Source organism: Arthrobacter sp. B2060 (genome assembly GCF_059090445.1).
On sequence record NZ_JBNHFR010000004.1, the window covers coordinates 197,783 to 221,195 of the forward strand.

Sequence of the window (23,413 nt, forward strand, 5' to 3'; positions counted from 1 at the left end):
GGGTGGAGAGAAGTTTTGCGGCTGTTAGGAATCGAGTGCAGACATCACGTGCTTGATGCGCGTGTAGTCCTCGACGCCATACATGGAGAGGTCCTTGCCGTAGCCGGACTGTTTGAACCCGCCGTGGGGCATTTCGGCGGTGAGCAGGATGTGGGTGTTGATCCAGACCGCACCGAAGTCAAGATCGCGGCTGAGCCGCATGGCGGTGCCGTGGTCGGAGGTCCAGACGCTGGACGCCAGGGCGTAGTCGACGTCGTTGGCCATCTCCACCGCTTCCTGTTCCGTGCTGAACTTCTGCACGGTGATGACCGGGCCGAAGGTTTCCTTCTGCACGATGTCATCGGTCTGCTTGGCCCCGGTGACGATGGTGGGCTCGAAGAAGTAGCCCTTGTCCCCGGCGCGGTGGCCGCCGGTTTCGATCCGGCAGTTGGCCGGCAGGTGCTCAACGACCGAAGACACGGCGTTGAAGTGGTTGACGTTGTTCAGCGGACCGAAGTAGTTGTCCTCGTCGTTCTGGGAGCCGGTGTGCAGCGTCTTGGTGTGTTCCACCATGGCAGCGACCAGGTCGTCGTGAACGGAGTCCTGGGCCAGCACGCGGGTGATGGCGGTGCAGTCCTGGCCGGCGTTGAAGAACGCGAATTCGGCGATCGCGGCGGCGCTCTTTTTGATGTCCGCGTCCTTGAAGACGATGGCCGGGGCCTTGCCGCCGAGCTCCAGGTGGGCGCGCTTGAGACCCTTGGCTGCACCGGAGGCGACTGCGATGCCGGCACGGACGGAGCCGGTGATGGAGACGAGGCCGGGGACCTTGTGCTCCACCATCATGGAGCCGGTTTCGCCGGTGCCCAGGATGACGTTGAGGACGCCTGCCGGGAAGATATCCTTGGCCAGCTTCGCCAGCACCAGGGTGGACTCCGGCGTGGTGTCCGATGGCTTGAGCACCACGGTGTTGCCGGCGGCGAGCGCGGGGCCGATCTTCCAGATGGCCATCAGGAACGGGTAGTTCCACGGCGCCACCTGGGCCACGACGCCGATGGGTTCGCGGCGGACGAACGACGTGTGGCCCTCGAAGTACTCCCCGGCTGACTTGCCTTCGAGGATGCGGGCAGCACCGGCGAAGAAGCGCAGCTGGTCAGCGCCGGCGGCCACTTCCTCCGAGGCGATCAGCGAGCGCACCTGCCCGGTGTTGCGGTGCTGTGCCTCCACGAGTTCATCGCTGTTCGCCTCGACGGCGTCCGCGAGCTTGAGGAGCATGAGCTGGCGCTGGCCCGGCGTGGTGTGCTTCCAGGTCTTGAAGGCGTCCTTGGCGGCCGCCATGGCGGCGTCGACGTCTGCCGCACCGGAGATGGGCGACTTGGCCACGACGTCACCGGTCACGGGATTCACGATGTCAAGAAGTCCGGTGCCGGCGGGTGCAACGAACTCGCCGTTGATGAAGTTCTGCAAGGTTTGAACCACGGTGTACAACCTCTTTCGTCCTGAATGGTGTGATGAAGCTGCTCTGAGCCTATGCCAGCCCGTCGGCCCGGGGAATAGCCACCTGCACACCCTTGCGCCGGGGCTTTAGTGCGATCGGCCAGCCACCGGCTACCCTTGATTCCATGGCAATATCCCTCGCGGCCCTCCTCGCCGTGCAGTCTCTGGGACTTAAGAAATCCGGCCTCGCTGAGACCACCTCGCACCAGGACATCCGCTGGGTCGCGGTCACGGAACTCGAGGACCCGCAGCGCTTCCTCAACGGCGGCGAACTGGTGTTGACCACGGGATTGCGGATGCGCACCGCTCCGGAACAGCGCCGCTTTGTCCGCCAGGTCCAGCGCGCCGGCGCTGTGGGGATTGGTTTCGGCGTGGGGCTGACGCACGACGCCGTGCCGCCGGCTTTGGTTGCAGAGGCTAACCGCTGGGGGCTGCCGGTGGTGGAAGTGCCGTACGGCACGCCGTTCATTGCGATCAGCAAGCTGGTGGCGGATGCGCAGTCCGCGGATCACTATTCCAAGCTGGAACGCCTCATCGCCGGCCACCAGATCCTGGCCCGCGCGCTGCTCACGGGCGGCGGGCTGGCCGAACTGCTCAAGCACCTCGGCGGCATGCTGCGCACGGACGTCGTCCTGACCCAGTTCACGGCCGAGCTGTACAACAGCGGTTCCGTACCGCCGGAGGCCAACTCCTGGTCCTCGTACCCGATCCCCACCGGCCGCCGCGACGCCTGCACGCTGTGGGTGAAGCAGCCGTTCGAGGACTCCGGCATCATCGGCTACGCGCAGAACCTCATCAGCGTCGAGCTCAACAACATGGTCAAGCAGCGCCAGGCCGAGCGCGCGCTGTGCGGGCAGGTCCTGGAGGACGTGATCCACGGAACCCTCGACCCCAGCGAAGCCACGCGCCGCCTGGCGGGCACCGGTATCAACAGCACCCGCAAGAACGTCGTGCTCCTGGCCAGTTCCGAGGCGCACCACAAGCAGCTCGTCACCTCATCGCTGCCGCGGGCCCTCGAGAAGGCGGTGACCGCCGTCGTCGGCAAGGACCTGATCACCGTAATCGCCGACGACGGCCGAGGCGCCACGGCGCTGGCGCGGAGCCTGAGCGACCATCTCGCCGAGGCGGGCATCCATGCGACGATCGGCATCGGCGGCGCCTACACGAAGCCAAACGGCCTGCGCTGGAGCTACTTCGAGGCGCGCGACGCTGCGAGCCACGGACTGCCCGTCAACGAGCCGGAGCGGCTCAGCCTGACGTCACTGCTGCTGGCGAGCGAGGACGTGCCGCTCGCGGACATGGCCCATGAGTCGCTGAATCCGCTGCGCACCTTCGACGCCGCCCACGGGGCTGAGCTGATGACCACGTTGGAGAGCTACCTGAACAACAACGGCTCGGTGGCCGCCGTCGCCGAAGCCCTGACCCTGCACCGGAACACGGTCCGCTACCGTCTGGCCCAGATCACCGAACTGACCGGCTACGATCCCTCCATCACCGCCGACCGCGTTCAGCTGTGGCTTGCCCTCGCGGTCTCGCGGCTCGGATCGCGGCACCAGGCGTAGTTCAGCGCGCGCGTGGACCAAGCCACCGATGGAGGCGGAAACCGGCTAGCTGACTCCGCGCTTCAGGAGCTTGCGTGCCTTCCGCCTGGACTTGCTGTACTTGGCTTCGGTGCGGGCGGTGATCCTGGCTTCAGTTTCGAGCAGGGAGCCGTAGGCGGCCGTCACCTGCTCCGGCAGCTCCGGACCGCGCGCCATCTTGTCCAAGAGCGTCCGTGCCACCACGCTGTCGTGGTACTCGCCCAGGATCTTCTGCTGCCGACGGGCGGCCTTGGCCAGTTTGGTTGCCCGCTTCCCGTGGACCGGCACGGCCGATTCCGCGGCGTGCCGCAGGCGCTTGGCGTCCTTACGCACCTGGTGCAGCGCGGTCTCATGCTCCGGTCCCTTCTTCTCGCGCAGCGCCGCCTTGTGCGAGCGGCGCAGCCGCCGGGCCGTCTTCTTCACCCGTTTGCGGGTCACGGTTCCGGCGGGGGCGGCCGCAGCCGGGCGGACCGGAGGGTTGTCCCGGAAGTCCTCAAGGTCATCCAGCAGCCGGAAGTAGCGGTCCGCCATGAGCACTTCCTGCACCTTCCGGTAGCCCGCGTCGAACCGGGCGCCCAGTTCGCGGTCCAGCCTGTGGTTGACGGCGCGGGCCTGCTCTGACGGAAGGTCGGCAACGTGGGTGCGCAGCCGCTCGCGCATCACTTCGGCGTCACGCGGTGAACCGAGGATCCGGCCAAGCCACTGCAGTTCATCGCGGAGCCTCCGGACCGCGGCGGCTCCGAACAGCTTGCGGTACACCGCCAGGGCGGAGCGCATCCGTCGTGCGGCGGAGCGCATTTGGTGAACGGCGTCGGGCTCTTCCAGCCGCACCGCAGGATCGATCGCCAGCAGCTCCCCGATCTGCTCGCCAAGATAGGCCGTCACGACGCCGGATGCCGGCGCCTTCTTACCGGCCGGCTGCTGGCCCCCGTTTCCGGCACCGTCCGCCCGGGTTTCATCGGCAGCGGTGTCCGGCGCTGCTTCCCCGCCCGGCCAGGCCTCCCCCAGTACCCGCGCCAGCTTGGACTCGTGGGCTGCCGGCTTCGCCTCCGCCTCGTCGAGGGCGGCAGCGGCGGCAGGGAACAGCTCCGCGTCCCCGTGGACGAGTTCGAGTTCCCACTCACGCCATTCCTTTTTCTGGCCCCCGCCGCCCAGGCCCGCACCGCCCAGGGGTTCGGCCTCCACCCTGTCGTCGGCAAAGTCGGCCAGGTGCACGCCGTCGTTTCCGTAGAGGGCATGCGTGGTGCGCCTGGTCTTCAGCCGGGCGACGGGCGCCGGCTCGGCGCCGCGAAGGTAGACGTGCAGGTGCGCCAGCAGGTCCCAGGGGACGACGGCGGCCTGTCCCAGCGGCGCATGAATCTCCCGCCGCTCCCGGGGTACTTTCTCCGCAGTCGCCGCCTCGCCGGGTTCCGCCGGCAGCTTGAGGTGCCAGCCGGCGTCGGCTCCCCCGGTGCGGCGCCGGAGGGTGATCCGGCGCGAGGCCAGGGCGAGGTCGTCGGTGTCGAAATAGACCGCCTCGAGGTCGGCATCGGACGGCTCGCCCACGCGCTCCACTCCGGGTATATCCTGCAGTGCCGGCAGCGCGGTGCCGGGATCGACATCGTATTTCTTCTCGGTTTCAACGCCTTCAGGAGTCATGGCACGAACGCCATCCTTTCGGTTCGGCGGCCCCAGTCGCCCCTGTTCCTGTGCCCGAGTCTATTCCTCGTGCCCGGGAGCCGCGAGAGCTTTGCCACAAAACCCTAGACATCAAACGTCTAACGTCTAACCTTAAGGAATGACCTCCGTTTCTTCAGCTCCCGCCTCGACCGCTGCCCGCCCGCCCAAGGCCCGCGCCGCCGTCGTCGCCAGCGTTATTGCGCTGGTGCTGATTGGACTGAACCTCCGGGCGGGCATCACCGGTGCCTCGGCGCTCCTTCACGATCTTCAACTGGTGCTGGGCTACGGCCCTCTGGTGGCGTCGGTGATCCCGTCCATTCCCACGCTGTGTTTCGCGGTGGCGGGGGCGGCGACGTCGTGGCTCACAGGGCGGCTGGGCGTCGAGAAGTCCATCCTTCTGAGCCTCGCGATGCTGGCCGGCGGGCTGATGCTCCGCGGCATCCCCTCGACCGGCATGCTGCTGGCCGGAACGGTGCTGGGAATGTCCGGCTTGGCCGTCTGCAACGTGGCCATGCCGTCATTCATTCGCGAGCATTTCGCCCACCGCACATCCCTCATGACCGGCCTCTACACCGTGACCATGACCACCGGGGCCACCGTCACGGCCGTGGCCGTGGTGCCCGTGGCCCAGCTGCTTGGCTCGCCGTCCGCGGGCGTGGGCGCGATCGGCATTCTCGCCGTGACCGCCTTCCTGGGGTTCCTGCCGGTGGCGCTGCACGCCCACCGCCACAGCGTTCGCGGGACGTCAGCGCCTGTATCGCCGTGGCCGCTGCTGCGGACCCGCAAGGGAGCGCTGCTGACGGCAATCTTCACACTGCAGGCCCTGCTCGCCTACGCGCTGCTGAGCTGGTTCCCGTACATGCTCACCACCATGGGGCTCAGTGCCGCGGACAGCGGCCTGATGTTCGGGCTCATGCAGCTGGTTTCGGTTCCGGCCGGCATGGTGCTGATCGCCATTGGCTCCAGGCCACGCATGCTGCGCCCGGCCTTTTACCTGGTCAGCCTCACGATGCTCATCGGGATCGCCGCGCTCCTTATCTTGCCGGTATCCCTCGCGGCCGTCCCGGCTGTGCTGCTCGGATTTGGGCTTGGCATCTTTCCGCTGGTTATGGTGATGATCAGCCGCAGCGGCCAGGACACCGCCGAGACCACCGCGCTCTCCACTCTCGCCCAGTCCACCGGCTATCTCCTGGCCACCGTGGGTCCGTTCGGAATGGGTCTGCTGCACAGTGCAACCGGAGGCTGGACGCTGCCGCTGGCGTTGCTGCTGGCCATCGCCGTGGCGCAGATAGTTGTGGCCCACCACCTCACCGCCAACAGCACTGCCAAGAGCACCGCCAAGACGAAAGGCTAGGACGCCATGACGCTAAGCACCTCGCACCGCCAGCCGCTGGCCGACGAAGTCACCGCCAAACTCCGGGCCATGGTCCACTCCGGCGAGTGGCCGCTGCAGCAGCGGATCCCCTCCGAAACAGAGCTGATGGCCGGCCTTGGCGTGTCCCGCGGAACGCTCCGCGAGGCGATTAAGGCCCTCGCCCACAGCGGCATGCTGGAGGTCCGCCGCGGTGACGGCACATACGTCCGCGCCACGAGCGAGATTTCCGGCGCTGCCCGCCGCATGTACCAGGACCACACCGAGGAGCACATCCTCGAGGTTAGGGTCGGACTGGACACCCAGGCGGCCCGCCTCGCCGCCCGCAACGCAACGGCCGACGACGTCGCCGCCCTGCGCGCGCTGCTCGCCGAACGCGAAGCCTCCTGGAACACGGCGGACTACGCAGCCTGGGCACGCGCCGACTGGGGCTTCCACGTGCGCGTGGCACAGGCCTCCGCGAACCCGCTGCTGCACGAGTTGTACACCAGCTTCGGTGAAGTCTTCCATGACGACCTGCTGAAGCAGCACGGGCGCCCCGGATTCCAGGGAGTGCCGCGCGAGGGCCACGAAACACTCGTCGATGCGATTGAGGCACACGATGTTGAGGCGGCGGTGGCGAGCGTCAACCGCAACCTCAACTCCTGTGCCGAATGGCTAAGGGAGTAACAGCGGCTGTTACCCCTCACTCAGGGGGACCAATCGGAGGGGGTGAAAGCCCCTCTCACAGGGTTTTTCCAAGGTTTTTCCAAGGTCCCGGTTCGATCCTCGATTTAGCGGTTTACCTCGCGGCAGCACCCGCCACCCATGAGCAACGGTCCTTTCAGGCAGTTGGAGGTAGACCATGACATACAGTGCAGCCGCGGGCCGCAAGATCCCGCGGGAAGCCCACAAATCGTCCCGCCGTCTGGTCGGGATTCTCTGCGTCATCGCCGCGGCGGCGTGGGTGCTCGCCGTCGCCGCGGGGTTGTCCGTAACGGTCGAGGGATCGGCCCGCGTCATGAGCCTCACCGTCCACATCCTCGCCATGGTGCTGGCGTTCGGCGCCATCCTGCTGGTGGATTGGCACGGTTTCCTGTGGCTGATCGGGAGGCGCGAACTTGCCGAGACGATCCGCCTCGACGGCGCCGCCGGTCCCCTGATCTGGTCGGGCACTGCCATACTCCTGTTAACCGGCGCTTTGCTGAGCCCCGACGTCAGCAATCCCTGGACGCTGGTGAAGCTGGCGGCCGTGCTGGTGCTGATGCTGAACGGCATCATGCTGATTCCGCTCATGCGCCGCCTCGTTGTCATGCCGCCCACGACGACCTTTGCGGCCCTGCCCCTGGGCCAACGCATCCACATGCTTCTGTGCCTGGGCATCTCGCAGACGTGCTGGTGGGCGGCCATCGTGATCGGCTTCGTTAACGCGGAACTCTGACGTTCCCCGCGGGTTACTTCTGCACAGCGGGCCTTGCTCACCGGGCTGCCCCGAGCGTTGCCCAGCGCGTGCGGGTTTCACCGCCATCCTTTACATCAGTAGGCTTACTATCTGATTGGGGAGCCAGACGCTGTCCACTGCCCGCTGAGTACTAGGAGTTCCCATGGCCCGCGCAGCACAACTGTCCGAGCAAGAATTACCTCGCGACCATAATCCCGCCGGTAAGGACGCAGCCCGGCCGGCCAACAAGACCCCTGCCGCATCGAAGCAGCCCCGCGAACTGTGGACCGACAGCCTGGGCCGGGTGGCCACCCGGTCCGCGCAAATACTGCTGATCCTCGCCGTCGCCAGCGTGTCCGTGTATGCGCTGCTGCAGATCAGGCTGCTCGTCATTCCGGTCCTGATCGCAATGATCCTCGCCGCAGCCATCGGTCCGTTCGTGAACATGCTCCGGCGCAGGGGCGTTCCCGGTGCCGCAGCCACGGGCATAGCCTTTGTGGCACTGCTGGCGCTGCTGGCCGGCGTCACCACGGTGATTGTCCTATCGGTACGCAGCCAGTGGAACGACCTGGTGCAGCAGGCCGCCTCCGGCCTCGACGAACTGGAAAAGTTCCTCCTCACCGGCCCCTTCCCGCTGGATCGTGAACAGCTGAACCAGGCCAGGGACGGCATCATCCAGTTCGCCTCCAGCAGCCAGGTCCGCTCGGGCGCACTTTCCGGACTGTCGGTGGTCACCGAGTTCCTCGCCGGCGCCATCCTCATGGTGGTGATCCTGTTCTTCTTCCTCAAGGACGGGTCCCAGATCTGGAACTTCTTCCTTCGGCCCTTCAGCGGCCAGCGCGAAGCCAAGCTCCGCCGGGTGGGTAGTCGCACCCTGGAAGTACTCGGCGGCTACGTCCGCGGGACGGCCATCGTGGCACTGGTGGACACAGTGGCGATCGGCGCCGCCCTGTTGATCCTGCAGGTGCCGCTGGCCATCCCGCTGGCCATCATTGTCTTCATGGGCGCGTTCATCCCCCTGGTGGGGGCGACAGTGGCGGGAGTCCTTGCCGCACTCGTGGCCCTTGTGGCCAATGGTCCGGTGGTCGCCCTGATCGTGGTGGCGGTGGTCATTGCCGTGAACCAGCTGGAAGGTGACCTGCTGCAGCCGATCGTCATGGGCAAGGCCGTCCAGCTCCATGCCCTTGTCATCCTGATGGCCTTGACCGCCGGCACCATCCTCGCAGGCATCATCGGCGCTGTGCTGTCGGTACCGATCGCGGCTGTCGTCTGGGCCGTGATCCAGGTGTGGACGGCCGAGGATCCAAACCTTGAACCGATGAACCCCAACCTTCCGCCGGCGAACAGCCAGCCGGTGTAACGTCCTCGACCTGTGCGCAGGACTCTGGGCGCACGACTCTGGGTACACGACGACGGCCGGGTCCCCTCATACGGGATCCGGCCGTCGTCCTTTGCCTCCTCAGCCAGCCACCGTTTGGCGCTGACCGCCTGCGTCAGCGGTCGCGGAGTCCCATGAAGACATTCTTGGGCCGCTGCATCTCGCCATGCTTCGCGCCGAGCACGATGACCCAGGCCGCAAATGCGGGGATAGCCCACTGCAGCGCCTTCAGCTGCTTCTGCGCGGCCTGCAGCTTGTCCGACGCGCCGGGTCGCGGCTCCGTGGCGCCTTCCGCACCCTCGTCCGCCAGTTTCTCGACCTTCTTGCCCAGAATCCCGGCATACAGCGTCACGGCGGCGCCCGCCAGGGTCGCGGCTGTTTTGTAGAGGGTGTCAGTACCCACGCCGTCCTGCTTGGCGATGCGCTCCCTGTTCTCCCAGGCGATGGCCAGGTCAGCCACGAGGTGTGTGGCGAAGGCCGCCGTCTGGATGGGCGCCCACTTCATCCACCCCAGGCTTGAGAGCCTGGTGCGTTCCGCGGGGTCCTTCGCTTCTGCGGCGGCTCCGTTCAGGCCGATGGCCCCCATCAGCGCACCGCCGAACCAGGCAGCCGCCGTCAGGTCGTGAATGGAGCGTGCCAGTAGATTTCCTGCCATGATGTGCTTCCTAACGTAGAGGACGGATCGGGAACGATGGCTTCCACGCCGCCGTCGGGGTTGCCCGCCGGCAGCAGCCACACCAAAGTCATGGTGGACATATGGTAAGCACACTTACTAATGTTACGGAAGCCCGTAACAGCGCATCCCTTGAGCGTAAAATCATCGCCATGGAAGCAACAGGAACCTTGTTCGGCTGGGCCTTTGGCGACTCCGCCCGCGAGGACGACCAGAGCTATGTGGACCAACTCCGGCGCGAAGCGCTGGAAAATGCCCGACAGGCCGCAGCGTCCAGGGGCTTTGGCGTCGAGCCCGGGTCGGAGGGGTTCGCCGTACTCAGGGCCGGCGACACACTGGTGGAGCTCGACACTGCGCCCGACACACTCGTGGTCCGCTGCACGGTGAAACTCACGGGCGAAGGAGCCGAGAGGGTCCACGCCGAAGGACCCATGAACGGCTGACGAAGCCATGACGGACAAGGCGAGCCCGATAGGCGAAGCGTTCGACGCCGCGGAGGCGGCGTCGAACATCAAGGCGCTGGACGTCGTCGCGCGGTCGGGGTTTGCCGTGATTGCGCTGCTCCACATCGTGGTCGGCGCCATCGCCATCGCGCTGGCACTGGGCGAGCCTGGCCAGGCCGAGGCCACCGGGGCAATCGAGCAACTGGCTGCCAATCCATGGGGACCCGCCCTGATGTGGGCGGGCATGATCGCCTGCCTTGGCCTCGCGCTCTGGCAGTTGAGTGAGGCGACGCTGCGTGCCCGCCATTTGCCGACGAAGGAGAGAATCGGCAAACACATTTCTTCGGGCTTTTTGGCCATCGCCTATGGCAGCGTAGGCCTGAGCTTCGGCGGCTTTGCAGTGGGCCTGCGCAGCGATTCGGGCGAGTCAACGAAGGACATCAGCGCCGCACTCCTGACCTCGCCGTTCGGCACGGTGGTTCTGAGCGCGCTCGGCCTCACGATCGTGGGCGTCGGGGTCTACTTCATCGTGAAAGGCGTCCGGCGGGGGTTCAAGGAGGAACTCTTCCAGTTCGAGGGCACGCGGAGGGGGAAGCTGATTGATTCCCTGGGCGTCACGGGCCACGTGGCCAAGGGAATCGCGCTAATCCTTGCCGGCCTGCTCTTCGTCATCGCCGCCGCCAAGCACAGCCCGGACGAATCCACCGGGCTGGACGGCAGCCTCAAAGCCCTGCTCGACCACCCCTATGGGCCCTATCTGCTGCTCGCGATCGGCGCCGGCTTTATTTGCTACGGCGTTTTCGCCCTGGTCAGGTCAAAGTTTGGCAGGATGTGACCCGCATGGCAGCGTGCGGGGCAACCCGGTGGAAGCGGCGGGCGAAACCACTCGGGCGATATCCGCAGCCCGCATGACGTGAAGCAACGAGGAGGGCTCATGACGCAGGAATCGCGTGAAGCCGTGGGACTGGCAGTTGGGTTGGACGGCAGCGGAGCCGGGCCGGCGGCTGGACTGGCGGGCCGGGCAAGCGGGCTGGCAGGGCGGGGTTTCGCCGCAATCTTCAAGGCCATCAAGACCATCCGCCCGGTCCGGCCGATTCATCCGCGGGGCATCAGCCTCATTGGCGAGCTGACCCGGCATGGCCGGCAGGGCGGCTTGCCCGGCGGGCGGAGCGGCATCAGCTGGCTTGACGCACCCGGTACCGATCAGGTGCAGGCCCGGTTCTCCCGCTCGGTAGGGCTCCCGGATGCACTCCCCGACATCCTGGGGCTCGCCCTGCGCATTGGCGGCACCGGTTCCCGCACCCGCGCCACCGGCCCCGGTGCTCCCGGCACGGCGGACCTCCTCTTCGCGACCACCGGCTGGGGATTTCCGGCGCGGTTCCTGCTGCTTCCCAGGCTGGATGTCGGCGCCGCCCGGTTCACGACGCTGATGCCATACCGGGGCGCGGACGGGCCGGTGCTGCTGGGGCTGCGGACGCTTTCGCTGCCGCCGCGGGCCACCGGCCGGGCCGAAACCGGCGGCGACTTCAGAACGGCCTTGGCCGAAGATGACTGGGTACTCGCCCTGTCCTACGCCACGCCCGCCGGCCCCTGGGTCAACGCCGGAACCCTGCGGCTAAGGGCCGATCCCGACCAGGACGACACCTCCGCCCGCTTCGACCCGCTCCAACACCCGCTGCCGGGTGCCCGCACCTACGCCTGGACGCGGCGCCTCCGGGAAAATTCGTACCGCACGGCACGTGGTCCGGCGCCGGGCCTTCCTGCGGTGCAGAGTCTGACGGCTGGCGTGTTCAGGCCCAGGGTTCTCACACCCCGGCTTCTTACAACACGCCGTTCCGGCCGGCGGCGGGCTGACCAGAATTCCATTCCGCAGCACCCGGCCCCGCATGAGAGGAAACCGATGGCCACGATAACCCAGGTCTACAACTCCCCCGCAGCAGACGTCTGGAAGGTGATCGCGGATGGCTGGCTCTACTCCGGCTGGGTTGTCGGGGCCTCGAGGATCCGCGCGGTGGACGCCAAGTGGCCCGAGCTCGGCTCACGGCTCTACCATTCCGTGGGCGCGTGGCCGCTGGTGATCGATGACAGCACCAGGGTCGCTGCCGTTGAGCCGGGCAAATCGCTGGAACTGACCGCCCGCGGCTGGCCCATGGGCGAGGCCAAGGTGGTGATCACGCTCGAGGACCTGGGCACGCAGTGCCGGGTCACGATCGCCGAAGACGCCATCCGCGGCCCCGGCCTGGCGGTTCCCAAAGCCCTGAGGGACGCGCTCATCTCCGTCCGCAACCGTGAAACCCTGAAGCGGCTCGAACTCATGGCCGCGGGCGGCGCGGGGAGTTAGTCCCGCCGGGTTGAAACTACAGCACCAGCGTTAAAGCACAGCGCGAACTGGCAGCAGATGACGTCAAAACCGAAGTTTGCGGTCATTAGCTGCCAGTTCGCGCCGTAAAGGGGAACCGGGTCAGACGCTGGCGGCCACTCCGTCGCGGGAGATGGCTACCATGTCCTCACGCGGCACAACCTTGATGCGCTCACGCTTGACCTCAACACCGTGCGAGCCGCCGGCCGCGGTGGCTTCGGCGCCCAAGGCGAGCTCGTGCGCGTCCAGGGCCAGCCAGCCTTCCCAGCTGGTGTACTCCACGCCGCGGCTTTCCAGCAGGTCGACGACGGCGCTGGCGGCGGGTGCCTCGGCAACCGGGAGGTTCTCGCGGTCTTCCAGCAGGTACGTCACGGTTTCGAGGGCGTCGCCCTTGGTGTGGCCGATGAGGCCGACGGGGCCGCGCTTGATCCAGCCGGTGGCGTAGATGCCCGGCACGTGCTCGCCGGACGCGTCCAGGACACGGCCCCCGTCGTTCGGGATGACGCCCTTCTTGTGGTCGAACTCGATCTCGGGCAGGGCCGAACCAAAGTAGCCGATCGCGCGGTACACGGCCTGTACCGGGTAGTCGATGTATTCGCCGGTGCCGCGGGCGTTGCCCGTGCCGTCCAGTTCGGTGCGTTCGAACTTAATGCCGCTGACGCGCCCGGGGTTCGCGGCGTCGTCGTAAATCTCCACGGGGCTGTGCAGGAAGTGCAGGTGCAGGCGGCGGGAGGCCTTGAGCTCGGAGACGTCCTCGGGCTGCTCGGCGATCCAGTTGGTGAGCGTGCCGACCATGGTCTTGGTCTGGTTGTTGGTCTGGACCTGGCGGTCGGACTCTTCGTCGAACTCGAAGTCCTCCGGGTACAGGATGATGTCCACGTCCTTGGAGTGGGACAGCTCGCGCAGCTCCAGCGGGGTGAACTTCACCTGGGCCGGGCCGCGGCGGCCGAAGACGTGGACGTCCGTGACGGGCGATGCCTTCAGGCCGGCGTAGACGTTGTCCGGAATCTCGGAGACCAGGAGGTCGTCGGCGTGCTTGGACAGGACGCGGGCCACGTCCAGTGCGACGTTGCCGTTGCCGATCACGGCGATTTCCTTGGCCTCCAGCGGCCATTCGCGGGGAACGTCCGGGTGGCCGTCGTACCAGGAGACGAAGTCGGCGCCGCCGTAGGAGCCCTCGAGTTCGATGCCCGGGATGTTCAGGTCCGCGTCCTTGATGGCGCCGGTGGCGAAGATGACGGCGTCGTAGTGCTTGCGGAGGTCCTCGATGGAAAGGTCCGTACCGTAGTCCACGTTGCCGAAGAACCTGATGTCTCCGCGGTCCAGCACCTTGTGCAGCGCGTTGACGATGCCCTTGATGCGCGGGTGGTCCGGGGCAACGCCGTAGCGGATCAGGCCGTAGGGCGCAGGGTAGCGGTCAAAGAGGTCGATGCTCACGGTCAGCTCGCCGCTCTTGACGGCCTCGCTCTTGGTGAGGATGTCCGCGGCGTAGACGCCGGCCGGGCCGGAGCCGATGACGGCCACACGCAACGGGCGGGCAGCGGTTCCTACGGTGGTGCTGGTTGACACGGCTGTGTTCCTTTTCTTCGGTCCCGACTCGGGGGGCTAGGGGGTGAGAACGCGGGTGGTGCTTGTACGGGGCTTGTTGGGGCTCGTGGTGCTGTAGTCAGCGGTCTTGAAGTGCGACGGCGCGAAAGGGCTCACGCGGACAACGTCACCAATGACGATCACGGCAGGGTTCGCGACGCCGGTGGCCTCGGCTTGGTCGGCGATGGTTGCGAGTGTGCCAATCGTCACGCGCTGGTTCGGCAGGTAGCCGTTCTCCACGATACCAACCGGGGTGTCCCCGGGCAGGCCGGCTTTGCCGAGAGCGGAGGCCGATTCACGCAGCTGGCCGACGCCCATCAGGAGCACCACGGTGTGGTCGGGGCGGGCCGGGACCTCTGACAGTTCCTCGTGCCCGGTGACCACGCTGAAGCCCTTGGCCAGGCCGCGGTGTGTCACGGGGATGCCGGCGGCTGCGGGTACGGAGATGGCCGATGTCACGCCGGAGACCACTTCAACCTCGACGCCGTGCCGGCGGCAGAATTCTGCTTCCTCGCCGCCGCGGCCCAGGACATAGGGGTCGCCGCCCTTGAGGCGTACAACGCGGTGGCCTTTCAGGGCTTCGTCGACGAGGATCCGGTTGATCTCGGCCTGCGGAACGGGGTGGTGGCCGGGGGTCTTGCCCACCTCGATGACGCGGACGTCAGGGGCCAGTTCGTTGAGCAGCTCACGCGGGCCGAGGCGGTCTGCCACCACGACGTCGGCCTGACCAAGGAGCCGGCGGCCGCGGACGGTGATGAGGCCGGTGTCGCCCGGGCCGCCTCCCACGAGGGCCACGGAACCCGCGGTGGCGCCGTCCTTCGAAATACGGCGGCGGCGGAGCGGCAGGTCGCCGGATTCGAGGGCGGTGGCGACGGCGTCGCGCAGGGCCATCGCACGGCGCGGGTCTCCCCCGGCGTTCACGGCGATCTTGACGTCGTCAACCACGGCCACAGCCGGCGTCCAGGCGGCGGACGCTTCATGGTCGGAGGCGTTGACGCACCAGATGCGCTGCGCTTCGGCGTCGGCCGATACCTGGGCGTCCACAGCGGAATCGCCGGTGGCTGTCTGAACGAACCAGACGCCGTCGACATCCTCGGAGCGGTAAGCGCGCGGCTCCCAGATGAGCAGGCCGGCGTCGGCGAGTTCACGGAGCGGGTCGGAGGCAACGGGGGCCACCACGGTAACGCGGGCACCGGCGTCGAGCAGGCCCTTCGCGCGGCGCGTGGCCACAGGCCCTCCGCCCACCACGAGCACGGGTCGGCCGAGCAGGCGCAGTGCCGTTGGGTAGATGTCCTGAATTGCCATGAATCAACGGTAGGGCCGCGTCACATTCCCCAACAACGGCAACGGAAACACCAGTTCACGCAAGGTAACGCAGCGTCACATTAGTTTCTCCCAAGGATCAACCCAGCGCGTGCATGCGGGACGAAGAATGTCTGTGCCAAGACCTAGAATAACTGCGATCGGGATCTCCGATCAGTCTCAACATGGGGGAAGGGGACTCGTTGTCTCTGCACGAAAACGTCCGTACTCGGACGTGCCCTGGTCTTGTCACCAGGTGCATTGCCACAGCCGGCAGCATTGCTTTGCTTGCTGGCCTTTTTATGGCTCCGGCAGCACAGGCGCTGCCGATGGAAACCGGCACTGTCACGGAGCCAGCACCGGCTCCGGTAGATCCGCCCGCGGAAGAACAGCCTCCAGTCGAGGCTACGCCGACGGAAACTATGCCCACCGAAGTGACGCCAACTGAGGTGGCGCCTACGGAGGAGGCACCGGCCGAGGAGACGCCGGCCGCTCCTGTAAACATCGGCCTTCCTGCGGTTGAAGGGGATCCCGTCGTCGGCGGCTCCCTGTCCTCCACAGGCGGACAGTGGACCGGAGCCGGCTGGATCAAGTACAGCTGGATCATCGACGGCGTTCCCATCCAGACTGCCGGTCATGCGATTGGCGAGGCTGATGTCCTGCAGATCCTTCCGGCCATGGCCGGAAAGAGCATTCAACTCACCGTGGTGGCTTCGCCAGACGCTCAGACTCCCGGAACCGAAGTTTCAGCCCTTCCGGTGACGGTGCGCCCGGCCGCCTTCACCGGGGTTGCGTGGAGCAACCCCGTGACGGGCAGGCCGGCCGTGGGCCAGGAACTATCGTTGAGCGTTCCCCAGTGGGATAACTCCGCCAGCCATGGCACGCTCACCTACCAGTGGTTCCGCGGAGCCGTTGCCATCCCATCGGCAACTGCCTCCCGCTACACAGTTACCGCCGCCGATGTTGGACAGAAGCTGTGGGGCAAAGTGACGCTGTCCGCGCCAGGCTTCTCGTCTGTGGAACTGGCCTCCGCTCAGGTCACCGGGGTCATCGCGACCTTTGTAACCGCACCGGTACCTACCGTCAGCGGAACGGCCCGCGTGGGCCAGCTACAGACGGCGAATGCAGGAACGTGGGCGCCCACAGGCGCAACCCTGTCCTATCAGTGGTACCGCGGCACGGCGGCCATCACGGGAGCGGTCGGTCGAACCTACGCCACCACAGCGGCGGACTATGGAAAGACGATCAAGGTAAGAGTCCGGGCAAGCAAAGCGGGGTTCACAAGCCTGGACCGCTACTCGGCGGCACGCATGATCTACTCCGGAACCATCGTGGCCACCAAGTCCCTGCTGGTGACCGGTGTTCACCGCTACGGTCAGACGCTGCGCATTTCCCAAGGGTGGACGCCCGGCGTTTCCCTCAAGTACCAGTGGTACCGCAATGGCGTGGCGATCAAGGGTGCAACCGGCTCTTACCTCTATCTCAATCCTGGATTCATCGGGTCACGGGTGAACGTGAAGGTCACGGTCTCCAAAGCGGGTTATCTTACGCGCGCGGCGGCCACCAAACTCGTTACCGTGGGAAAGGCCGTGTTCACCGCGACTTCGTCGCCGAGGATTACCGGCGGCCAGTGGCTTGGAGCAACGCTCACAGCCAACCCCGGTACGTATTCGCCGGCACCAACCGCGTACGGATACCAGTGGTACCGCAACGGTAGTGCAATCACGGGGGCGCGGTACAAGACCTACCGTGTCGCTGCAGCAGACAACGGAAAGTCCATCGCGGTGCGGGTCTGGGTCAGCAGGGTGAACTACGATACCCGGGCACTCGGCAGCCCCGCCGTCAAACTCCCCGTGTGGGCAGTGACCGTGCTCCGCGGCGACGGCACTTACAAAGTGGGAACCCATATCAAACCGGGGCTGTACAAGGCGACCGGCACAGGCAGCGGGTGCTACTGGGAGCGTCTCAGCGGCTTTTCAGGAGGCTTCGATGACATCAACGCAAACTATTTTGGTGCCGCGCGCACCTATGTTCAGATCTTTCCTGGCGACGTCGGATTCATGACCAGCGGGTGCGGCTCTTGGACGACCGTCCCTTCAACGGGAGCCAAAGCCACACGCATCACCGCTGACGGCACCTACCGAGTTGGGATCGACATTCTGCCGGGGACCTATTACGGCTACGGCACCGGAACTTCCTGCTACTGGGCAACCCTCAGCGGCTTCAGCGGAAGCTTCGACGACATCTATGACAACTACTTCGGTTCGGCAAGAACCATAGTGACCATCCCTTCCTGGGCTAAGGGCATTGAAGTCGACGGCTGCGGCACGTTAACGCGCGGCTGACCACTCCGGACAGCAGAAAGCCCGACGGCGATTATCGCCGTCGGGCTTTCTTTGGGTCTGTTGGGGGTGCTTAGCGGGTGCTGCCGGCCAGGAGGCCGCGGCGGCGGAGGAGGCGCTTTTCAATGGGGCCGAAGACGAGCAGCTCGATGAGGATGCCCACTGCGAGAATCAGCAGGATCGCGGACATCACGATGGTCATGTCGGCGAGGTCGCGGCCCTGGTTCAGCATGGAGCCAAGTCCGAAGCCGATGGTGCCGCCCACGGCGATGATTTCCGCGGCCATGAGTGAGCGCCAGGAGAACGCCCAGCCCTGCTTCAGGCCACTCAGGTAGCCGGGAAGGGCCGCAGGGAGAATGATCTGCACGGCCATCTCCAGCCGTGAGGCACCGAGCACCGTGCCGACCCTGCGGTACTGCGGCGGAATCTGGTCCACGCCCGAGATCAGGCCGTTGATGATGGACGGGATGGCGCCCATGAACACCACGAAGTAGACCGTGGCGTCGGTGAGGCCGAACCAGATAATCGCCGCGGGGACCCATGCCACGGACGGCAGGACCTGCAGTCCGGAGATCAGCGGGCCGAACGCCCGGCGCAGCGGAGCCACCTGGGCCAGCAGCAGGCCGATCGGCGTGGCGATGACAACACTGATCAGGAAGCCCAGAAGCCCTCGCTGCAACGACGTCCACACAGCCTCCACGAGCGATCCCTCAGCCCACAGCGCGCCGAACTGCTCGAGCACATCCATCGGGCCCGGCACCTGGTCGCGGCGCTTGAGGCCGAGCGAAACATAGAACTGCCAGATGATCACGAGCACCACGATGGCGGCGATCGGCAGCAGCACACGGCTCCATTCGATCCTGGCCTTGCGGGCAGCGTCGGACTGCAGGGAATCCAGCCCGGATTCGAGTTCGCGCAGGTCGGCCGAGCCGGTGGAGGACCGCGTTAGTGCGGCGTGGATTTTGGTGGACTCCCCGGTTCCCGAAGCCGGGGTCTCGCCGGGCTCGCCCAGCGGCGCCTCAGCGGGCTCGACCGGCAGGGCGGGGGCGGCATCCGGCGCGGGGTCAGACAGGAACTTACTTGGCATGGCGGCGGATCTCCTCTCGCAGCCGGGCGGTGATGACCCCGGTCAGCTGTCCGGCAAGACCGGCGTCGGTACGGTGTTCTTCGGTGACGTTCCATTCCTGGACGACGCGGCCGGGCCGGGAGGACAGCAGCAGCACGCGCTGGCCGAGGCGGACGGCCTCGCGGACGTTGTGCGTCACGAACACGATGGTGCGGCCCGTTTCCTTCCAGATGCGCTCGAGTTCGTCATGGAGCAGGTCACGGGTAATCGCGTCAAGGGCCGCGAACGGCTCGTCCATCAGCAGCAGCTGCCGGTCCTGCGCGAGCGAACGCGCCAGTGCCACGCGCTGGCGCATGCCGCCGGAAAGCTCATGCGGGCGCTTGTCCGCCGCCTCGGCCAGATGCACGAGGTCAAGCAGCTCGGCAGCCTTGGCACGGCGGTCGGCCTTGCCCACGCCGCGCAGCTTCAGGGCGAGCTCAACATTCTCCCTGGCCGTCAGCCAAGGGAAAAGAGCGGAGTCCTGGAACATGAAGGCGGCACCGTCGCTGGGCACCTCAAGAGCGCCCGACGTCGGGACCTCCAGTCCCGCCATGATGTTCAGCAGGGTCGACTTGCCGCAGCCGGACGCACCGAGGAGGGCGACGAATTCGCCTTTGCCGATGGTGGCGTTGACGTCGTCCAGCACCGGGGCGCCGTCGCCGAAGCGCTTGCCCAGGTTTTCCAGTACGACTGGCATGGTCCCGTCCTTTGTTCGTGGTGCGTTGTGTGCTGCCTCAGCAGGGGCTAGTCCTGGCCAAGCCCTGCTGCGGAAGTCTTTGTCTGGGTCACCGTGTTGAGTGCACGGAGGTCGAAAATGCCGTTGAGGTCGGTCTGCTTGGTGGTTCCGGCGTCCACGCCGTCCTGCAGCAGCTTCTTATAGGTGCCCGCCAGCGGGTCCACCGTGAACACGATGTTCTGCAGCGATCGGTCGATGACGTTCTGCTGCAGCGCCTTGCCGGAGTCCTTCTTGAGGGCGGCGTTTACCTTGCTGGCCTTTTCGGCGGCCGGGGTGTCGTTGAGCCACTGCACGGCTTGGACGTGGCCCTTCAGCAGCGCTTCCACCGTCTGCGGGTGCTCTGCGGCGAACTTCTTGTTCACGATCAGGACGGTGGTGGGGAACTGGCCCGGTTTGCCGGTCTGGGATCCGTCCCACAGGTCCTTCTCATCGACCAGGACCTTCGCCCCGGCCTGGAGCACCAGACGGGACGCCCACGGCTCCGGCACCCACGCGCCGTCGAGCTTTCCGTCCTGGAACAGCTTCAGCGTCTGGGCATTCTCGGTCGGGTTGATGGCGACGTCCCCGCCGCCGTCGGGAGTGGTCTTGAAGCCCTGCTTGGCGAGCCAGGCGCGCAGCGCCACATCCTGTGTGCCGCCCAGCTGCGGGGACGCCAGGGTCTTGCCCTTCAAATCCGCAGCGTCCTTGATCCCGGGCTTGACCACAAGCTGGGCACCGCCCGAGGCAGCGCCGGCGATGATGCTGATCGACTCGCCCTTGCTCTTGACGAACGAGTTGATGGCCGGATTCGGCCCGATGTAGGTCGCGTCGATGGCCCCGGCGTTCAGTGCCTCCACCGCGGCGGGGCCGGCGTTGAAGACCTGCGTGGACAGCTTGGTGCTGCCCAGGCTCTTCGCAATGAAGCCTTCGTTGACGCCCACCAGGGCCGGGGCATGCGTGATGTTGCCGAAATAGCCCAGCTTGAGCTCATCGGCGGGGCCAATGGGGGCTGTAGGTGCTGCAGACGCGTTGGTATCCCGCGACACTGCGGAGGCCACAACAGCCCCCACGATGATCAGCAGGACCAAGCCAAGGGCCAGGGCGATCTCCAGGGCACGCCTCCGCTTGGGCACGTGGCTGTCGCCGGCCTCAATGCGGGTCATGCCCGGCCTGGAACTAGTCATGGATTCACCATAGGGAGTGTCGTTAACCCGGTTCAATGAGTCGGAAACCGGGGGTCACGCGCGTTCATCTAACGTCACATTCGGACGGGTGCCAGCATGCGCTATCTGCCCCCGCAGCCGCCCGGTTCCGCCCAGTCCCTGCGGTGGACTCAAGCCCTTCGGCGCACACGGGCCTAAGTCAGGTACGTATCGGCTGCAGCGAGCGCGTCGTCCAGGATGGCCAGCCCCGCGGCGGCATCGGAGTCGTTGACGTTGAGGGGAGGCGCGACATTGACGCGGTTGCCCATGGTCAGCGGCAACAGACCCCGATCCAGGCACGCCTTGACGAAGGCGCCCATCGGCGCGTTCGCCGGGCCAGTGGCTCCTGTCGGCACGAGCGGCTCTTTGGTCATCGGGTCGCGGACGAGTTCGACGGTCCAGAGCCCGCCGATGCCGCGAACGTCGCCGACAGACTCGTGCTTCGCGGCAAGCTCCCGGAGTCCCGGCCCAAGGACGTCCGCGCCGAGGCGGGCAGCTGCCGCCACGGTGCCCTCCTCGTGCATCGCGCTGATGGCGCCGACAGCTGCTGCGCAGGCGAGTGGGTGGCCGCTGTACGTCATGCCCGCGGGGTAAGGGCGTCTGGTGAACATCTCGTAGATCGGGTCGCCGACCAGCACACCGCCCAGCGGCACGTACCCGGAGTTCACTCCCTTTGCGAACGCCATCAGGTCGGGTGACACGTCATCGTGGTCGACACCGAACCAGGCTCCCGTGCGGCCGAAGCCAACCATCACTTCGTCGGCGATGTAGACGATGCCGTGGCGGTCGCACAGCTCGCGTACCCCACGCAGGTAGCCGGTTGGCGGCACGATGACGCCCGAGCTGCCGATCACGGATTCCAGGACCAGCCCGGCGATCGTCGTCGGGCCTTCCAGGAGAATCACTTGCTCGAGATGGGCCAGCGCCCGCTCGCACTCTTCCTCCAAGTTCCTCGACCCGAACGCCGACCGGTACAAGAAAGGACCGAAGAAGTGGACGGCTCCCGCCGCGCCGCTGTCCGAGGCCCAGCGGCGCGGGTCGCCGGTGAGGTGGATTGCTGCCGCCGTCGAGCCATGGTACGAGCGGTAGGCGGCGAGCACTTTCGGTCGCCCGGTGTAAAGGCGCGCCATTCGAACCGCATGCTCGATGGCCTCCGTTCCGCCGGTCGTAAACAGCACGTGCCCGAGGCCCTCCGGCGCGACCTCCACAATCAGCCGCGCCGCTTCACCCCGGACGTCGGACGCGTGGCCAGGTGCGAGCGTGCACAGTCGGTCGGCTTGCTCCTTGATCGCAGCGACGATCCGGGGATGTTGATGACCGAGGTTGGTGAACACCAGTTGCGAGCTGAAATCCAGGTAGCGCCGGCCGCTGGCGTCGATGACATAGCTCCCGGAGCCGCCGAAGAAGGTAGGCACGTCGCGCGGCCCCTGCACCGCCCAGGGGTGGAAGACCAGTTCATCGAGATTCATGACATCCTCCGTTGCTTCAGTGCCGGAATGTTCACGCCTACTGCTTCACCTTGGCACCGCCCTGCAGCAGCGTCCAGAGCACCTCGACGGTCCAGGTTCAGTCCCCTTTAACGTTGATGATCTGCCGCAGTTTGTGGCGCACACGAACGAGGTCTGCGGCGTCGTGCATGACTTGGTCTATCGGCTTGTAGGCGGCAGGAATCTCGTCGATGAAGGCCTCCGTGGCGCGGAATTCGATCCCGTGCATGGCCTGCTTCAACTCCGTCAGGGAGAACGTCTTGCGTGCCGCATTCCGTGAGTATTCCCGGCCCGCTCCGTGCGGCGACGAGTTCAGGGACACCGGGTTTCCGAGCCCCTCCACGACGTAGGAAGCTGTGCCCATGGATCCGGGAATCAGGCCCGGATCCCCCGCTTCGGCCTTGATGGCCCCCTTCCGTGACACCCAGACGGACTTTCCGTAATGGGTCTCCTGCTGCGTGAAGTTGTGGTGGCAGTTGATCCGCTCCTTTTCGTGGACGGGGCCGCCCACCCAGCGGCCAAACTGGGTGATCACGCGGTCCATCATTTCCTCGCGGTTCAGCAGGGCGAAGCGCTGGGCCCAGCGGAGCTCCTTGATGTAGTGCGTGAATTCGGCGGTGCCCTCTTCCAGGGAGGCCAGGTCCGGGTCCGGCAGGGCAGTCCCTTGCGCTGCGGCCAGCCGGCGCGCCACATTGATGTGGTGCTGCGCGATCTTGTTGCCGATCCCCCTGGAGCCGGAGTGCAGGAACAGCCAGACGGCGTCCGTTTCATCCACGCAAACTTCGATGAAGTGGTTTCCGGATCCAAGTGAGCCAAGTTGCAGCGCCCACTTCGGCACATACTGGCCCGGGTCAAACCCGGCCTTGGCAGCCAGTTTCTTCAGCTCAGCGACGCGCGGTTCGGCGGTGGCGAGGACGCTCCGGTTGTTGTGGCCCGCCGACAAAGGAATGACGCGCTCAATGTCCTCGCGCAGCCGCTTCCTGTCCTTGGGCAGGTCTTTCAGCACGTACTGCGTCCTGACGGCGATCATTCCGCAGCCGATGTCCACGCCCACAGCGGCTGGAATGATGGCGCCGAGCGTCGGGATGACGGAGCCGACGGTGGCCCCCTTGCCGAGGTGCGCATCCGGCATCAGCGCCAGATGCGGGTAGATGAAGGGAAGCCGGGCGGTTGCCAGCGCCTGCTCGCGCGTCTTGTCATCCAGAATGGACGCCCAGTTGATGAGCCGGTTGTTGATGGTTTCCACTACTTCCCCTCCCGCTGGATGGGCTGGGCCCGGCTGGGGCCACGATCCGGCTGGACAGGGTGAAACTATT

At 66.5% G+C, this 23,413-nt stretch carries 18 protein-coding genes and 1 pseudogene; 9 read left to right on the forward strand and 10 right to left on the reverse strand.

The genetic code is table 11. The annotated features are described in order from the left end of the window. Positions 1 to 24: 24 nt before the first annotated feature. Positions 25 to 1,455, reverse strand: a complete 1,431-nt coding sequence (locus AC5RUM_RS09725) for a gamma-aminobutyraldehyde dehydrogenase (protein WP_494034720.1) — start codon at positions 1,453 to 1,455, stop codon at positions 25 to 27. Positions 1,456 to 1,598: 143 nt separating this feature from the next. Here AC5RUM_RS09725 and AC5RUM_RS09730 point away from each other — a divergent pair, with 143 nt between their 5' ends. Then, the gene (locus AC5RUM_RS09730) at positions 1,599 to 3,035 is read left to right on the forward strand and encodes a PucR family transcriptional regulator (protein WP_494034721.1); all 1,437 of its coding nucleotides are present in this window, start codon (positions 1,599 to 1,601) and stop codon (positions 3,033 to 3,035) included. 45 nt (positions 3,036 to 3,080) lie between these two features. On the opposite strand, the gene AC5RUM_RS09735 is transcribed toward AC5RUM_RS09730, so the two are convergent. Next, complete coding sequence (locus tag AC5RUM_RS09735) at positions 3,081 to 4,691, reverse strand: CYTH and CHAD domain-containing protein (RefSeq protein ID WP_494034722.1); 1,611 nt, start codon at positions 4,689 to 4,691, stop codon at positions 3,081 to 3,083. 139 nt (positions 4,692 to 4,830) lie between these two features. Here AC5RUM_RS09735 and AC5RUM_RS09740 point away from each other — a divergent pair, with 139 nt between their 5' ends. The 4 genes from AC5RUM_RS09740 to AC5RUM_RS09755 all read left to right on the forward strand — a co-directional run bounded on the left by AC5RUM_RS09740 (position 4,831) and on the right by AC5RUM_RS09755 (position 8,864). Continuing rightward, positions 4,831 to 6,066, forward strand: a complete 1,236-nt coding sequence (locus AC5RUM_RS09740) for an MFS transporter (RefSeq protein WP_494034723.1) — start codon at positions 4,831 to 4,833, stop codon at positions 6,064 to 6,066. A 6-nt stretch (positions 6,067 to 6,072) separates the two neighbouring features. After that, positions 6,073 to 6,753: a FadR/GntR family transcriptional regulator gene (locus tag AC5RUM_RS09745; RefSeq protein WP_494034724.1), complete on the forward strand. Its 681-nt coding sequence runs from the start codon at positions 6,073 to 6,075 to the stop codon at positions 6,751 to 6,753. A 175-nt stretch (positions 6,754 to 6,928) separates the two neighbouring features. Next, complete coding sequence (locus AC5RUM_RS09750; protein WP_494034725.1) at positions 6,929 to 7,504, forward strand: hypothetical protein; 576 nt, start codon at positions 6,929 to 6,931, stop codon at positions 7,502 to 7,504. 163 nt (positions 7,505 to 7,667) lie between these two features. Beyond that, the gene (locus tag AC5RUM_RS09755; RefSeq protein ID WP_494034726.1) at positions 7,668 to 8,864 is read left to right on the forward strand and encodes an AI-2E family transporter; all 1,197 of its coding nucleotides are present in this window, start codon (positions 7,668 to 7,670) and stop codon (positions 8,862 to 8,864) included. Positions 8,865 to 8,997: 133 nt separating this feature from the next. Here AC5RUM_RS09755 and AC5RUM_RS09760 read toward each other — a convergent pair whose 3' ends face one another. Next, positions 8,998 to 9,537 (reverse strand): hypothetical protein, encoded by a 540-nt coding sequence (locus tag AC5RUM_RS09760; RefSeq protein ID WP_494034727.1) that lies wholly within the window; start codon positions 9,535 to 9,537, stop codon positions 8,998 to 9,000. Positions 9,538 to 9,707: 170 nt separating this feature from the next. Here AC5RUM_RS09760 and AC5RUM_RS09765 point away from each other — a divergent pair, with 170 nt between their 5' ends. The 3 genes from AC5RUM_RS09765 (at position 9,708) to AC5RUM_RS09775 (ending at position 12,339) form a co-directional block, all read left to right on the forward strand. Beyond that, positions 9,708 to 9,998, forward strand: coding sequence for a hypothetical protein (locus AC5RUM_RS09765; RefSeq protein WP_494034728.1), 291 nt, complete (start codon positions 9,708 to 9,710; stop codon positions 9,996 to 9,998). A 7-nt stretch (positions 9,999 to 10,005) separates the two neighbouring features. Then, a complete protein-coding gene (locus AC5RUM_RS09770; RefSeq protein ID WP_494034729.1) occupies positions 10,006 to 10,833 on the forward strand; it encodes a DUF1206 domain-containing protein in 828 nt (275 codons plus the stop codon). 99 nt (positions 10,834 to 10,932) lie between these two features. Continuing rightward, positions 10,933 to 12,339, forward strand: a complete 1,407-nt coding sequence (locus AC5RUM_RS09775) for an SRPBCC family protein (protein ID WP_494034730.1) — start codon at positions 10,933 to 10,935, stop codon at positions 12,337 to 12,339. A 120-nt stretch (positions 12,340 to 12,459) separates the two neighbouring features. Here the strand turns inward: AC5RUM_RS09775 and AC5RUM_RS09780 are convergent, their stop codons facing one another. Together AC5RUM_RS09780 and cobA are read right to left on the reverse strand one after the other, a co-directional pair. After that, complete coding sequence (locus AC5RUM_RS09780; RefSeq protein ID WP_494034731.1) at positions 12,460 to 13,926, reverse strand: FAD-dependent oxidoreductase; 1,467 nt, start codon at positions 13,924 to 13,926, stop codon at positions 12,460 to 12,462. A gap of 36 nt (positions 13,927 to 13,962) precedes the next feature. After that, entirely contained in the window at positions 13,963 to 15,249 is a 1,287-nt protein-coding gene (cobA, locus tag AC5RUM_RS09785) for a uroporphyrinogen-III C-methyltransferase (protein WP_494034732.1), read from the reverse strand. Between the two features lie 419 nt (positions 15,250 to 15,668). Between cobA and AC5RUM_RS09790 the strand changes: the two genes are divergently transcribed. Further along, entirely contained in the window at positions 15,669 to 17,591 is a 1,923-nt protein-coding gene (locus AC5RUM_RS09790) for an Rv1352/Rv1906c domain-containing protein (RefSeq protein ID WP_494034733.1), read from the forward strand. A gap of 70 nt (positions 17,592 to 17,661) precedes the next feature. Here AC5RUM_RS09790 and AC5RUM_RS09795 read toward each other — a convergent pair whose 3' ends face one another. From AC5RUM_RS09795 to AC5RUM_RS09815, 5 genes and pseudogenes are all read right to left on the reverse strand, one after another. Continuing rightward, the gene (locus AC5RUM_RS09795) at positions 17,662 to 18,675 is read right to left on the reverse strand and encodes an ABC transporter permease (RefSeq protein WP_494034734.1); all 1,014 of its coding nucleotides are present in this window, start codon (positions 18,673 to 18,675) and stop codon (positions 17,662 to 17,664) included. After that, on the reverse strand, positions 18,665 to 19,390 hold the full coding sequence (locus AC5RUM_RS09800) for an ABC transporter ATP-binding protein (RefSeq protein ID WP_494034735.1): 726 nt from the start codon (positions 19,388 to 19,390) through the stop codon (positions 18,665 to 18,667). Before AC5RUM_RS09800 ends, AC5RUM_RS09795 begins: the two co-directional genes overlap by 11 nt. A 47-nt stretch (positions 19,391 to 19,437) precedes the next feature. Beyond that, positions 19,438 to 20,592, reverse strand: a complete 1,155-nt coding sequence (locus AC5RUM_RS09805) for an ABC transporter substrate-binding protein (protein ID WP_494034736.1) — start codon at positions 20,590 to 20,592, stop codon at positions 19,438 to 19,440. A gap of 173 nt (positions 20,593 to 20,765) precedes the next feature. Continuing rightward, a pseudogene (locus tag AC5RUM_RS09810) lies at positions 20,766 to 22,088 on the reverse strand (aspartate aminotransferase family protein); the annotation flags it as partial. Positions 22,089 to 22,176: 88 nt separating this feature from the next. After that, complete coding sequence (locus AC5RUM_RS09815; protein WP_494034737.1) at positions 22,177 to 23,343, reverse strand: RtcB family protein; 1,167 nt, start codon at positions 23,341 to 23,343, stop codon at positions 22,177 to 22,179. Between the last annotated feature and the right edge of the window lie 70 nt (positions 23,344 to 23,413).